12 protein-coding genes are annotated in these 14,302 nt (G+C 56.4%); 6 read left to right on the top strand and 6 right to left on the bottom strand.

Annotation, left to right across the window (positions count from 1 at the left end):
- Nucleotides 1–44: 44 nt before the first annotated feature.
- The 3 genes from ACYVIT_RS22250 to ACYVIT_RS22240 form a co-directional block, all read right to left on the bottom strand.
- Nucleotides 45–1,025, bottom strand: a complete 981-nt coding sequence (locus ACYVIT_RS22250) for a Bug family tripartite tricarboxylate transporter substrate binding protein (protein WP_415804647.1) — start codon at nt 1,023–1,025, stop codon at nt 45–47.
- Nucleotides 1,026–1,109: 84 nt separating this feature from the next.
- Entirely contained in the window at nt 1,110–2,357 is a 1,248-nt protein-coding gene (locus tag ACYVIT_RS22245; RefSeq protein WP_415804646.1) for a CaiB/BaiF CoA transferase family protein, read from the bottom strand.
- A complete protein-coding gene (locus tag ACYVIT_RS22240; protein WP_415804645.1) occupies nt 2,354–3,241 on the bottom strand; it encodes an HTD2 family dehydratase in 888 nt (295 codons plus the stop codon). The genes ACYVIT_RS22245 and ACYVIT_RS22240 overlap by 4 nt, the downstream gene beginning before the upstream one ends.
- 178 nt (nt 3,242–3,419) lie before the next feature.
- Between ACYVIT_RS22240 and ACYVIT_RS22235 the strand changes: the two genes are divergently transcribed.
- On the top strand, nt 3,420–4,340 hold the full coding sequence (locus tag ACYVIT_RS22235; RefSeq protein ID WP_415804644.1) for a LysR substrate-binding domain-containing protein: 921 nt from the start codon (nt 3,420–3,422) through the stop codon (nt 4,338–4,340).
- A gap of 8 nt (nt 4,341–4,348) precedes the next feature.
- Here the strand turns inward: ACYVIT_RS22235 and ACYVIT_RS22230 are convergent, their stop codons facing one another.
- The gene (locus tag ACYVIT_RS22230) at nt 4,349–5,020 is read right to left on the bottom strand and encodes a TetR family transcriptional regulator (protein WP_415804643.1); all 672 of its coding nucleotides are present in this window, start codon (nt 5,018–5,020) and stop codon (nt 4,349–4,351) included.
- Nucleotides 5,021–5,297: 277 nt separating this feature from the next.
- On the opposite strand from ACYVIT_RS22230, the gene ACYVIT_RS22225 reads away from it, so the two are divergent.
- From ACYVIT_RS22225 to ACYVIT_RS22205, 5 genes are all read left to right on the top strand, one after another.
- On the top strand, nt 5,298–7,421 hold the full coding sequence (locus tag ACYVIT_RS22225) for a hydantoinase/oxoprolinase family protein (RefSeq protein WP_415804642.1): 2,124 nt from the start codon (nt 5,298–5,300) through the stop codon (nt 7,419–7,421).
- On the top strand, nt 7,418–9,151 hold the full coding sequence (locus tag ACYVIT_RS22220; protein WP_415804641.1) for a hydantoinase B/oxoprolinase family protein: 1,734 nt from the start codon (nt 7,418–7,420) through the stop codon (nt 9,149–9,151). Before ACYVIT_RS22225 ends, ACYVIT_RS22220 begins: the two co-directional genes overlap by 4 nt.
- Nucleotides 9,152–9,219: 68 nt before the next feature.
- Complete coding sequence (locus tag ACYVIT_RS22215) at nt 9,220–10,221, top strand: ABC transporter substrate-binding protein (protein ID WP_415804640.1); 1,002 nt, start codon at nt 9,220–9,222, stop codon at nt 10,219–10,221.
- A gap of 16 nt (nt 10,222–10,237) precedes the next feature.
- Nucleotides 10,238–11,011, top strand: a complete 774-nt coding sequence (locus ACYVIT_RS22210; protein ID WP_415804639.1) for an ABC transporter ATP-binding protein — start codon at nt 10,238–10,240, stop codon at nt 11,009–11,011.
- Nucleotides 11,012–11,014: 3 nt separating this feature from the next.
- A complete protein-coding gene (locus ACYVIT_RS22205) occupies nt 11,015–11,857 on the top strand; it encodes an ABC transporter permease (RefSeq protein WP_415804638.1) in 843 nt (280 codons plus the stop codon).
- 71 nt (nt 11,858–11,928) lie between these two features.
- Here ACYVIT_RS22205 and ACYVIT_RS22200 read toward each other — a convergent pair whose 3' ends face one another.
- Nucleotides 11,929–13,398 (bottom strand): class I adenylate-forming enzyme family protein, encoded by a 1,470-nt coding sequence (locus ACYVIT_RS22200; protein WP_415804637.1) that lies wholly within the window; start codon nt 13,396–13,398, stop codon nt 11,929–11,931.
- A complete protein-coding gene (locus ACYVIT_RS22195) occupies nt 13,395–14,273 on the bottom strand; it encodes an amidohydrolase family protein (protein WP_415804636.1) in 879 nt (292 codons plus the stop codon). The genes ACYVIT_RS22200 and ACYVIT_RS22195 overlap by 4 nt, the downstream gene beginning before the upstream one ends.
- Between the last annotated feature and the right edge of the window lie 29 nt (nt 14,274–14,302).

Genomic DNA, 14,302 nt, shown 5'->3' with positions numbered 1-14,302 from the left:
GGTCTTCTACCGGCAGGTTGACGCGGACATCGTTCGATCGGCATTCAGTCGATGATGATGCCCGCCTTGCGGACCACCGATCCCCATAGTTGGATTTGCTCCTTGATGAACGCGGAAAACGCCTCCGGACTATTGGACATGGGCTCCAGGCCTTCTGCGTGGAATTGTTTCAGCGTTTCCGGATCCGACAGCGCTTTGACAATGGCCGCGTTCAGTTTGTCGACGATGGGTTTTGGAGTCCCTGCTTTCGTCAGGATGCCATACCACTGATCCGCCTGGAATCCTTCCAGACCTTTGGTTTCGCTGATGGTCGGGACGTCCGGCAGCTGTGGCAAGCGTTTTGCCGAGGCAACGGCAATCGGACGCAAGCGTCCGGAAGAAAGGAAGGGGGCCAGCGGTGGATACCCTGTCAGCACGAGAGATGTCACTCCGCCAACCAGGTCGTTTAACGCCGGTGCGGTGCCTTTGTAGGGGATGTGCTGGATTTCCACATCGGCCCGTAGCGCAAAATATTCGGTAGCCAGATGCGCGGCGCTGCCGCTTCCGCCCGATGCATAGTCATAACCATTGGGCTTGGCCCGTACGGCCCGAATCAATTCATCTACGTTGTGCACATCCAGCTTGGCCGGATTCACCGCCAGGACGTTGGGTACTCCCGCAACGAGAGAAATCGGTGTGAAGTCTTCCACCGGATCATAGGGAAGACGTTTGTACAACGTCGCGTTGGCACCGAATGTCCCGATGGCCCCCATCAGCAGCGTATAGCCGTCAGCCGGCTGTGACTTCGCGTATTGCACGCCGACAATGCCGCCAGCACCGGGCCGATTTTCCACCACAATGGATTGGCCCAGGATCTCGCCCAGCTGTTTACCCATCACACGTGCAATGATGTCGGTGCTGCCGCCCGGCGTGAATGGTACGACTAGCGTGATCGGCCGTGAGGGGTATGTTTGCGCAGCTTGCGATGGAGCGGAACCAATCGCTGCAATCGTCATCAGCGATGCAAACACGAGCTTATGGAACATTTTTATCGTCTCCTCAGGGGTCGCGCGTCGTTTGTTTTGTATGAGTACGCGCCATATGGCGCGGTGCTGTGCGACGGTTGATTCTCAAGCTGCTGAACAATGGTTGACGGTCGCTCCGCTTTCCAGCATGGCTTCAATGTCCCGGTCGCTGACTCCGACGCTGCGCAGCAGTTCTACACTGTGTTGTCCGATCAGCGGAGCAGGCCATTTCAGTGATGGTTCGTAGCTGGAAAACTGGATGGGATTGCGTAGATTGATGATCTTTCCCTCGGTCGGATGGTCGATCGCTTGGAATAGTCCTGTATCGGCGAGATGCGGGTCCTCCAGCACAGAGTCCAGCGTGTGCAATGGCATTGCAGGGACATCGGCAGCCTCCAATATTTCCAGCCATTGCACGGTGGTGCGGCTCGCAAAGATCTCATTGCGGATACGGAACATCTCGCCAATGTTCTCGAAACGCGCGCGTTTTTCCGCAAAGCGTGGATCAGTACGTAGATCAGAGCGGCCCATCGCATCAAACATCGCGAACACCTGCTCGTCTGTATTGGCCGTCACACAGATATACCCATCTGCTGTGCGTATGGGGCGCGAGTTGGGATTGAGCAGACGCGAGTCCCCTGTTTCCCCCAATGGTGGATCAAAGGTCTTTAAAAACAAATGCTCGGCCAGGACGAATGCGGTCATGCTTTCGAACATGGGGACTTCGATGATTTGCGGGCCGCCGTGGCGCAGCCGCTGCACCACCGCCATCAGAATCGTGTTGGCGACCATGATGCCCACCGTGCGATCGGCGATCACCATGGGGACAAAGCGCGGCTCGCCGCCTCCTCCATTGTTGATCGCAGCCAGTCCGGATGCGCCCTGGATGATCGAATCATAGGCTGGCTTGTCCTTGTAGCGCCCGCCCTGTCCGAATCCCACGACGCTGCAGTAAATCAGGTCGGGTTTGAGCTCCAGCAGATCCTGTGCGGACAGTCCCAGGCGAGATGCCGCGGAGGGCCGCATGTTGTGTATCACGACGTCAGCTGTGGCGATGAGTTTCTTCAGCGCGTCTGCGGCGCCGGGTTTCTTTAGATCGAGCGCAATGCTTTTCTTGTTGCGGTTCAGATGCAGGTACTTCGCCGCCATGCCGGGCGTCGTGGACCTGCCGCCTATCCAGCGAGCCAGATCGCCTGTCGGATGCTCGATCTTGATGACTTCTGCACCAAAGTCCGCCAGGAACTGCGTGGCATAAGGACCCACTACGACTTGAGTCAGGTCGATGATGCGTAATCCTTCCAGAGGCGCTTTCGCCGCGTCGGATACATCTGGAGCGGATCTCATATGGCTCATGCCGCAACTCCCGTGGCCGAACCGCGCAGCGTCGTGACGCCGGCCTGTGACACAACGCGGAACTCAACTTCACCATCACGCTCGCCGGCGCGGCTTTCTACATGAAAAGTCTGTCCCTCGAACAGCGGCGCAACGTTGCGCGTCGTGATATGGGAAAACGACGTACCGTTCCAGGCCTGGTGCAGATGTTCCGTCGCACATAGCGCTGAGAGTCCGCCATTGACGACCAGACCGGGATAACCCTCCACCTGTGTGGCATAGGGGTAATCGTAGTGGATACGATGGCCGTTGAAACACAAAGCGCTATAGCGAAAAATCATCACAGTATCTGCGACGATGGGCTCTGATCGGTAGCGTGCTTCGAAAGTGTCCGCAGCGGGCGTTCTGGCTGCTCCTTGGTCTTTCTTGTTGGTGTTCTCACGGTACACAACATCCTGTTCCTCTATCACGCAGACACCTGCAGCGTTGCTGATCGTGTGCCGAACCGTGACAAAGACCAATTGCCCGGTGCTGCCTTGCTTCGGCGTGATCGAGGCAATGGTCGACACCCGCCGCAATTCATCTCCGATCAGAATGGGATTAACAAACTGGATGCGCTTGCCCGCAAACATCCGCTTGGGCAGCGGTACCGGTGGCAGAAAATCCCCGAGGGCTGGATGGCCGTCGTTTCCGATTTTGGATCGCGGTACGACTCGCGGAAAAAGCACGGAATACCACATCTGCGGAAATTCGACACCGCGTTCGCACCTCACGTCGCGGGTGGACTCCAATGTCGCCGACAACCGTTCGGTCAATTGCGGAGTCACGATATCGGTGGTTTCTTCGCTGCGATTTATCCAGGATTGCAGGGCTTGGAGCGCTTCAGGGGTCGTCTCAGAGGTCACGTTTCTTCGTTGGAATGGTTGCCTATGCGTTCATCCTAGTTCCTCGCAGGATTTCCAAGAAGTGATAGATTGTGGATGTCAATTCCAAATTGGAATACATTCTTCTACGGTCAATCAATGGCCTCAGGCCTGGCGTGGCCGAAAGTAGCCGGCGTCGGAAACCACGAAAGGAGACAGTGTGAACCTGCAACAGATACGCGCGTTCTGCGCGCTCGTGGAAAACGACATGAATGTCTCACGCACCGCGTTGGCGCTATACACCAGCCAGTCGGCCGTCAGCAAACAGATCGCCCAGCTAGAGGAACGACTCGGTACCGCGCTGTTGATTCGTTCCAAGAGTCGTATTCTGGCGCTGACCGAGGTGGGGGACCAGGTCTTGCGATGCATGCGCACGATGATGGCAGCGACCGAAGACATCTCCAACATCGTCGCAGACCAGCAGCTCGAGGCCCAGGGGCGTCTGGCTATCGCGACGACGCATACTCATGCACGCTATGCGCTGCAGGACATCGTGCCGGAATTTTGCAGGCGCAATCCCAGCGTGGCGTTGCGCCTGATTCAGGCGACACCTCTGGAGATCGCCGATCTCGTCGTCACGGGCAAAGTAGACATTGGCTTGTCCACGGTGCCACCCGTCCTGCCGCCGTCTCTGGCGGCAATCCCGTGCTACGAACTCAATCATGTGCTGGTCAGCAAACGAGGTCATCCTGTTCTCAAGGACAAGCCACTGACACTGGAGAGCATCGCGTGTTACCCGCTGATCACGTACAGCGAACAACACGCCATCGGCCGGCATATCACCCAGGCGTTCGACGCCGCAGGGTTGACTCCCAAAATCGCAGTACAAGGCACGGACGTCGAGATCATGAAGCACTACGCGGCGTCCGGCGTAGGACTGGCCATCATTCCCGTGATTGCGTTTTCTCAGTCTGCCGATAGAGGGCTGCAGGCTCAATCCGTCGATCATCTATTTCCGATCAGTATTGTCCACGTCCTGGCCCGGCGCGGCGCCTATTGGCCGCGTCATTTATACGACTTCCTGGGAAAGCTTGCGCCGGACCTTACGCCTGGTGCGTTAGAGGAGGCGCTGATCGGCTGAGCCGCTATTCAAGCGTTCGGCTGGCGCTCCGGACGCGGCTGCAGCAAATAGCTCATCACCATCTCGCACACGTGCTGCAGGCGAGCCTCCACGCGTTCTTGTGCACCGAGATCCACGCCCAGCACAAACGACAAGGTATACCGGTTCGATATCGAATAGGACCCCAGGCCTGATATCGATACATAGAGGTCGACCCAATCCGCGTCGGCACGAAATACGCCTTGTTTCTTGCCTCGTTCCAGAATCTCTGCCAGCGCGCTCTTGAGCGGATTGAACATCGCCGGAATCACTTTGGATTTCCGGATGTGCTCGGCCTTGTGCAGGTTTTCCGTACTCAACAGTTGAATGAATTCTGGATGCTCAATGAAATGCCGAATCGTCTGCATCACCAAGGTTCGCATGTCTTCGACAGGGTTCTCGCCCAGCAGGCCGAACTGATTCTGCCGTTCTCTCATGGCGGAGTATGCCCGTTCCATGACCTCGATAAAGAGCGCTTCTTTACTTTCGAAGTAATGGTAGACGAGGTTCTTGCTGATTTTGCTGCGTGCCACGATGCTGTCAACGCGTGCACCGTCATAGCCTTTAGAGGCAAACTCACGAGCGGCCATCTGGAGGATTTTTTCCCGCGTGGCCGTCGCGTCACGGGGCTTTGATTTTCCGCTGGGTTTCGTGGTGGGCATGGGTCCTGTCTGTCTCATTAGCGGTTCTGCCGCGCGTCGTTGTTGTGATGCATCGGCTAACTAGTTGGTTAGTCTACACCGGATCGGTTGATCCGAAACGATGCTGAAAATTCAATCCCTGCAATACGTTAGGCTACGTGAAAACCCGAATTGGCGCGCCCATTTTTCACGCTTATTGTACTGACTAGTTAGTTAGTAAATGAGCTCGATCGCGGCCCTGAAGCCCATACAGCCCGGCACAGCAGCGGCTACGTCCCCTTTTCCTTGGAGTTGCACAATGCAAGTAGGAACCAGTGCAGGCGCCCGTGTCGGGTGCGATATCGGCGGGACTTTTACGGACATCGTCCTGTCATTACCGAATGGACAGCTCTTTGTGAACAAGACGTCCACAACGCCCCACGATCTCGGGGAAGCCATCGTCACCGGCCTGGGCGCATTGATTAAGCAGTCAGGTATCGAGCCGGGCGACATCACGGAGATCGTCCATGGCACCACCACTGCGTCCAATACAATTCTTCAAAAGGTCGGCGCCCGTACCGGCGTGCTGACCACCGCGGGATTCCGAGACGTGCTCGAAATCGGCCGTATTCGTACGCCTACGATGTTCGACCTTGGGTGGCAAAAGCCGCAGCCATTAGCCGCCCGTCGCTACCGTCGAGGCATCAATGAAAGAATGGATGCGCGCGGAAATGTCGTAGCTCCCCTGAATGCCGATGAGGTCCTGTCCGTTGCCCGCGATCTGATCGACGAAGGCGTGGAGGCGTTGGCGATCTGCTTCTTGAACAGCTATATCAATCCGGCTCACGAACTTGAGGCCAAGGCATTGCTGGAGCGTGAATTTCCTCACCTGCTGGTTACGGCGTCGTGCGATGTGCTACCGGAAATCAAGGAGTACGAGCGCACGAGCACTACCGTGGTAAATGCCTACATTCTGCCGGCCATGCGCACGTATCTGCGCCGGTTGAAAGACGATCTTGGGCGTATGGGAGTCAAAGCGTCATTGCAGGTGATGGCCTCCAATGGGGGAATGATGGGCGTCGATAGCGCCAGTGAAAAGCCCGTTTTCGCCGTGGCTTCAGGGCCTGCGGGAGGCGTGGCAGGCGCTGCCCAGATAGGCGCGCTAGGCGATGGCAAGGATCTCATCGTTTTTGATATGGGCGGCACTACCGCGAAAGCCTCCATCATCATGGGCGGTGTACCTTCATTAACCAACGAATACGAATTCCGCGACGGAATCAGCGCGCCGAGCCGCTTTGTCAAGGGCGGTGGCTATGTACTCAAGGTCCCCGCTATTGACATCGCGGAAGTCGGAGCTGGTGGCGGCTCCCTGGCCGGTATCGACGCTGGCGGTCTGTTGTGTGTCGGGCCCGAATCTGCTGGCGCGAATCCTGGGCCGGCGTGCTATGGCCGTGGCAACGAACGTCCTACTGTGACGGACGCGAACATGGCATTAGGTTTCCTGAACCCCACGGCGCTGGCCGGAGGCAGTCTGAAGGTCCATCCCGAGAAATCGCAGCATGCCATTGCGATGCATATCGGCGAGCCATTGGGGCTGGATATGCTGGCAGCCGCACACGGTATCCGTCATGTAGCCAATGTGAGTATGGCGCGTGCGCTGCGTGCGGTGACTGTCGAGCGCGGCCGCGATCCGCGCGATATGACGATGATCGCATTTGGTGGCGGCGGCCCACTGCATGCCGTCGATGTTGCCAAATTGCTGGGCATCAAACGGGTGATTGCGCCTGTGATGGCTGGCGTATTCTGCTCGGCAGGTATGCTGGGGGCAGATGCGGAGCACAACTTCGTCAAAGCGGTACTGCGTCCGCTTGCCAACTGCGATAAGGAAACGATCAACGCTGCAATCGCTGAACTGCGCATGCAAGGTTTATCCGTCCTGGCACAGGAAGGTTATTCCAAAGATGCCGTTGAGATGGCAGTCAGTTTGGATCTACGTTATCTGGGCCAGAGTTCCGAGCTGACTATTGCATTACGCCAGCCAGCGACTTCGGTAATTGACGATGCAGTCATTATTCATCTCATCGAAGATTTCGGTGATCAATATCGGCAGACCTTCGGTTACGTCAATGACGAACCTCTGGAACTTGTGAATATCAGGCTAAGCGCCTACGGCCGTAGTGATCAACGACTGAAATTCAATGATATTCGCGTTGACGCAAGCGCGCTGCAGGGCGTATCGGGCACACGCCAGGTTAGTTTCGAGCGCGATCAGCCTCCGTACGAGACGCGTCTGGTACCTCGATCGGCCATTCAAGATGAACCGTGGCATGGCCCGCTCATCATCGAGTCATATGACACTACGATTGTCGTGCCGCCTGGCGCCTCGGCCCATGCAGACAAGATCGGCAACATCATCATCGATATCGCCCAGGAGCAAGCATGAGTACGCAATTCGATCCCGTTACCTTTGCCGTTGTCAAAAATGCGATGGATTCCATCGTCGACGAAATCGCATACACCGTCATCCGCACGGCGCGATCGGAAATCGTCAAAGACGTGATGGACTACTCGGCGGCCATATGCGATCGCCATGGCCGCATGGTCGCGCAGGCAAAAACCATTGCTTTGCATCTAGGCGCTATTCCGGAGGCCATGGCGGCGCTGCAGCAGCGTTATGGCAATACACTGCAGCCCGGAGACGCCGTGATCGTGAACGATCCCTATGAGGGAGGAATGCATCTCCCGGATATCTTCATGTTCGTTCCCTTCTTCTACCGAGGCGAGATAGAAGGATACTGCGTTGTCATCTGCCATCACACCGATGTGGGCGGACGTGTCCCCGGATCAAATGCCAGCGATTCGACCGAGATCTATCAGGAGGGCCTGCGCATTCCGGTGCTAAAGCTCTACGAGGCCGGCAAGGTCAATGAAACGCTGGAACGCATCATTGCGCAAAACGTTCGTGTCCCTGATCGTGTCCTCGGCGACTTGAAGGCTCAATACGCGGCCACGCAAATCGGGGTGCGAGAATTGACGGCCCTATTTGATCGCTATGGCAGAGACGATTCGCGCGCCTACCTGAACGAACTGTTGGACTATGCGGAACGCCTGACGCGTGAAGAAATCAGAAGGTGGCCCAAAGGGACATTCCATTTCGTTGACTACATTGATGACGACGGCCTGTCGCCAGACCCTATTCGTATCGAGGTGGCACTGACAGTACACGAAGACCGTGTGTCGGCGGACTACACCGGATCTTCGCCGCAGGTCCGTGCAGCGATCAATTCCACGTTGTCATATACAAAGTCATGCACCTATTTGAGCGTGCGCTGTGCACTGCTGGGAGACGTTCCAAACAACGCAGGTGTATTCCGCTGCATTGATGTCCATGTACCCGAAGGCTCAGTATTGAATCCGCTGCCTCCGAGCGCCGTGGCGGCCCGCGCGTTAACAGGTTATCGCGTGTTTGACGCCATGCTCGGTGCGCTCGCCCAGGTCGTACCGCATCGGATCCCGGCCGCGGGCGAGGGCGGCAACACCGTAGTATGTCTTTCTGGGAAAAGCGACGAAGGCAAGCCGTACATTATTGTCGACATGATCTGCGGTGCATGGGGTGGCCGTCCTGCCAGCGACGGAATTGAAGCCATTACCAATGCTTCACAGAATCTTTCGAATACTCCCGTAGAAACCTTGGAGGCTCAACATCCCGTGCGGGTCGAAGCCTACGAGCTGGTGGAGGACTCTTGTGGCGCCGGCCAATATCGCGGTGGGCTAGGTATCCGCCGCAGTTATCGTGTGCTGGCACCAGATGCGCTGTTGCAGCTTCGTGCCGATCGCATGAAATTCTCGCCTTATGGCTTGGCGGGCGGTACGCCAGCAAGCCCTGCTCGCAATGTGCTGCAGCATGGAGATGAACTGACGGAGTTGCCCAGCAAAGTCGGCATGACGATTGCACGCAATGATGTGGTGACGCATATTCAACCCGGAGGCGGGGGCTTTGGCGATCCTATGGAGCGTGACTGGGATCGCATCCGTGAAGACGTGTGGAACCACAAGCTGACCGCAAAGTACGTCCTTCAGCATTACAAGGTCGTGGTAGATCCTCATACCGGTGCAGTGGATCACACGGCCAGCGAAGCGCTGCGCCGCAATGCCATGGCGCAGGCTGCATAGCGAGCCGTTCAGGAAAAGCCCGAATCTCTGTCTGACGTCACCTACACATGCCTCACGAGGATTAAAAAATGCGTTCGTCTTTTCTGAACCGGATCCACCATACCGTTCTGGCGGCAACGATGTTGTTCGCTTTCACCGCAACGAGTGTCCATGCGGAAAGCGAAAAACTGCGAGTGCGAATGGATTTTTCCGCGTGGGGTATGCATGCGGCCATGCATCTGGCGCTACAAAAGGGTTGGTTTAAAGATGCCGGCCTCGATGTGGAAATCCAAGACGGCACCGGCACGATCAACACACTGCAACTGGTTGCCGTCGGCCAGATGGATATCGGTCAAGTGCAATTGGGCACGATGGCCATCGCCAAAGAGAATGGATTGGATCTCATCTCTATCGCCGGCTTTGCCCGGAAGGGCGACCTGGCCGTGCTGGTGGACGAAAAGCTGGACGTCAAATCTCCCGCCGATTTGATCGGCAAGAAGCTCGTTTGCTTCACTACGAGTCCTTGGGCTCCTTTTATCGATCCCTATTTCAAGGCCAGTGACGTACCGAAGTCGAAGACCAATGTCGTGATGGTCGCGCCCAGTGCCATGATTTCCACCTACGCTTCCGGGAATAGCGACGGGTTCCTGTCGCAGGCCCCTTTTGGCCAGCCGATGGTGGCCAAGGTACGGCCGGCCAAGACACTGCTGCTGGCCGATAGCGGGATCAACTTTCCCAGTTACGGCCTGGTGACGACACCGAAGGCGTTGGCTGAACGTGGGGACGCGATCAAGAAGTTCACGCAAATCCAAGTCAAGGCATGGGAATACATCTATGCGGGTCATGAAGACGAGGCGGTTGCTGCCATCGTCGCCCAGCGGCCGAATGCAAAGCTCGATCCGGAGATTTTGCGTGGACAGATCGCAGCGTACCGGGAGTTCTTTGAAAGCCCTTCACAAAAAGGCGCGCCCTTCGGGGCTCAGAATGATGCTGACTGGGTCGCGGCGATTCAGTCCATGGAACAGGTGGGGGCCATCAAGCCGGGCCATAAGCCGTCCGATTATTACACCAACGCGATGTTGGCAAACTGACGAGACAGGGGCGAACATGTCGGCATTCTTAGAGATAGGTCAGCTCAACAAAATCTACCGCTCTCAGCGCGATCCGCTCTACGCGCTCAAGGACGTGAGCCTCGATATCGAACAGGGCGAGTTTGTGAGCATTGTCGGGCCGAGCGGCTGTGGCAAAAGCACCTTGTTGAAATGCGTGGCGGGGTTAGAACCTATCTCGAGCGGACATCTTGCGCTGCAGGGGGATCCGATCGTCTGTCCGCCGTCGAACATGGGAGTCGTTTTTCAGCGTGACCTGCTTTTGGATTGGCGCACCATTCTCGACAATGTGCTGATCTCTGCCGAATTTCATAATCTGAACCGAAAGGACTACGAAGAAAGAGCCCGCGCGGTGTTGAACCTGTTCGGACTTGGCGCCTTTGCCGATCGATTTCCGTGGGAACTGTCGGGCGGCATGCGACAACGTGCCTCGATCTGCCGTGCGTTGCTGGTCGATCCTCAGTTGCTGCTGATGGACGAACCCTTTGGGGCGCTCGATCCTTTTACGCGGGACGAACTGAATGAAGAGCTCCAGCGTACCTGGATGGATACCGGCAAGACGGTGCTCTTTATCACGCACTCGATTTCCGAGGCGGTCTACTTGAGCGATCGCGTCGTCGTGATGTCGCGCAATCCCGGTGGTGTAGCAGCCGTCATTCCTATTGAGCTCGATAGACCACGCGGTTTGGCCATTCGTGAAACAAAGGCCTTTGCCGACTACGTGTCACAGATCCGCGGGATCTTCCGCGAACTCGGAATCTACAAGGGGTAAGCGATGAAAGGCTTATGGAAACGCGCCGAAGAGAGTCGGCTGGCTATGTTGACGATGCTCGTTATTCTCGTGTTGTGGGAAGGTGGCGTCAGATGGTTTGCCGTCAGGGAATTCCTGCTGCCGGCACCCAGCAAGATCTTTGCCGAGTTCATGGCGCAGCCAGGGTTTCTATTAATGCAGACCCTGGATACCTTGCAGACTACGATGGCGGGCTTTGTTCTGGCCGTCGTGCTCGGCGTTGGGGCGGCTATTGGTATTGTCTATTCTCGTTTCCTTGACCGTACTTTGTATTCCTTGATGGTTGCGCTGAACGCTGTGCCGAAAGTCGCACTCGCGCCGTTGTTCGTCATCTGGCTCGGCACAGGTTCTGCCCCAAAGATCGCAATTGCCATGCTGATCGCTATTTTCCCGATTTTGATCGATACGGTACTGGGCTTGAAATCCATCGATCCAGAAATGCTCAACATGGCACGTGCAAATCAAGCCTCTCGCAGCAAAGTGCTGTGGAAGATCCGTTTTCCGAACGCATTGCCCAGCATCTTTGCCGGTATGAAGGTCGGTATTTCTTTTGCCCTGGTCGGTACGATTGTGGGCGAGTTTGTCGCCGGCGGCAGTGGATTGGGCTATGTCATCCTCGTCGCCCAGGGCAGCTTTGACACGCCGACAGTCTTTGTGGCGTTGGCGCTGCTTTGCATACTCGGTGTGATCTTGTTCAAAGGGCTGGAGATCGTCGAAGAACATCTATTGCCTTGGCATGCTTCTCAACGTGGAAAGCCAATTGCCGAGTCGCCGTCAGCCGCACAACAGGAAAAGCAGATGCCTCTGTTGGCAGAGGCGAAACGCTAACAACGTCCTGAGGTTTTGGGATGCTGACCGGTCAGCGGCTGCGTTGCATGACGCCTGGCACTGACTGGCTACTACAACGGGGGCAGTTTCGCCGTGAGCTCGCTTTTGATGACCTTTCCGCCTGAATTGCGAGGCAACTCGTCCAACTGGAAGATCTCGCGTGGAATTTTATAAGGTGCGAGCGTAGCTTTGCACATTCTCTTGAGCGCCTCCTCATCGAGAGCATGTCCTTGGCGCAATGTGACAAAGGCAGCGACTTCTTCGTTGAACTCACGCGATGGCCAGCCGACTACGGCGACTTCAGCAATCGATTCATGGGCTGACAAGATAGTTTCGATTTCCAGGGGATAGATGTTGACTCCGCCGCGGATGATCATGTCTTTGGATCGGCCTTTCAGCGTCAGGTATCCATCGGCATCCAGGCTGCCCAGATCTCCTGGATAGAACCATCCTTGATAAAAGGCTTCCGCGCTGGCCTCCGGGTCGTTGTAGAACCCGTTGGCAACGGCAGGCCCGCGATATCGAATTCGTCCTGTTTCTCCGCGGGATACCGGATGATGACTGTCGTCTACGACTTGAACCTCGACGCCATAGACTGGCCGGCCGACGGATGCTCCATGTTCAGTCTGATCGGCGGGCGGCAGTACGGTAATGCCGCCGCCTTCGGTGGAACTGTAGTATTCAAGAAAGTTCGGGCATATGTCTTCTTTGATGCGCTTGCGTTCCTCCGCTGTCAAGGCCGAGCCGGATGAGATCAGTGTGGTGAGGGCCTTCATCGAAGTCAGCTTCTCAGGCTCGGTGTTCATCATTCTGCGCAGCAGCGTTGGTACCAGAAAGAGAATCGTGCCCTGTGTGCGCGCAATCTCGATGGCCAAGTCTTCTGGAGCATAAGGAGGAGGAAATAGAACCAGCTTTCCTCCCGCATGCAGCGTGGACATGGCGAATGCCCTGCCACCTCCGAAATAGAGGGGCGTCGCATTGACGTAGACTTCCCGGCTGCCAAAGCCCAGATCCACCCAGTGTGTCCAGAATCGTGCTTGAAACTGGCTATGCGTCAGCATGGGACCTTTGGGGCGTCCCGTCGTCCCCGACGACAATGACATGACAACGCCCCGATTGCCATCGGGAAAGACACGATCGATCGATGTTCCGATGATTTTCTTATTCCAGCCTGCATCCGCTGCAATGCATGCCGCCCCAGGAATGTCGCCGCCCGGCTCCACCATGATCAACGTCGGCTGGAAGTGCTTCGCAACGCGCAGCTTTTCAAACTCTTTCCAACGGCAATCCATGGGCAGAATCACTGCACCCGCACGCGCGATGGCATAGAGCATCAATACATGCTCTATCCCGTCCTTTAGCGCTACCGCGACAATATTGCCGTTGCGTATTCCCATGTCCTGCAACATCGCTGCGCGCTGTAAGACGGCCTGATTCAATTCGGCGTACGTCAACGATTCATCGCCATGCACGAGCGCGACGCTGGAGGGCCGCATCTGTGCATGCAGGGACAACATGTCTGCAATATTAGGAACGCTCACCGTGCGGCCCCTTCATTCAACTTGTACACACGTATGGCGTTGTCGCGCAGCAGCTTTCGTTTGGACTCAGGGCGCAGGTCCAGGGCCTCTATCTCGTCACGCGTACGTTCGAAATCCAGGATCGGAAAATCCGTGCCGAACAGCACTTTGTTGCTGCCGTACGTATTGATGTAGTGGACGAACGAATCCGGCCAGTACTTGGGTGCATGTGCATCGCAACCGATGTATACGTTAGGATGCTTCCATGCCATGGCGATCATTTCATCTGTCCATGGGATGCCTACATGGATGCCGATCAGTTTCAACTCGGGAAAGTCGCAAGCAACCGCATCCAGCGTGATCGGTTTACCCACGCTGCGCAGGCGATAGTTCGGGTCATAAAGCATGGATTGCCCCACCTGCAGTTGAATGGGAATATCCAGCTCTACGCACTTGGCATAAAAGGGATACCACTTGGCGTGATCCGGGGCGAGTTCAAACCAATGCGGATAGCCGTGTGCGCCGATGAATCCATAGTCCCGAACCGCTGCCTCCAACTGGCGGACGCCATCCATGCCTTCTGTGGGATCGATGCCGGCCAGACCTAGAAAACGATCGGGATGCAGATTGATGGCTTCGGCCACCATCTCGTAAGGAATGTGGTAGCTGGCGCGATGCCCTTTGGTGCCGACTTTGCTGGCAATCAGAAAGGCTCGCTCAATGCCCGCGGCATCCATGCGCCGCAGCATTTCATCATGAGTGATCCCACGCAATGTGTGATCCTGCACTTTCATTTTCCCGCCGAAAAACGCGTCCCGATTGGGTCGCAGCTCATAAGTCTCGGGAGTCCAGATGTTGACCACCGCGTCTATGGCCAGCATGTCGTACTTGCTCATGGTTTGGTCCTTAATCGAATGGGGCGAAT

The sequence above is a fragment of the Bordetella muralis genome (genome assembly GCF_054781015.1).
Note: the sequence above shows the minus strand (reverse complement) of the source record. Positions and strands in the feature narration are given on the sequence as shown.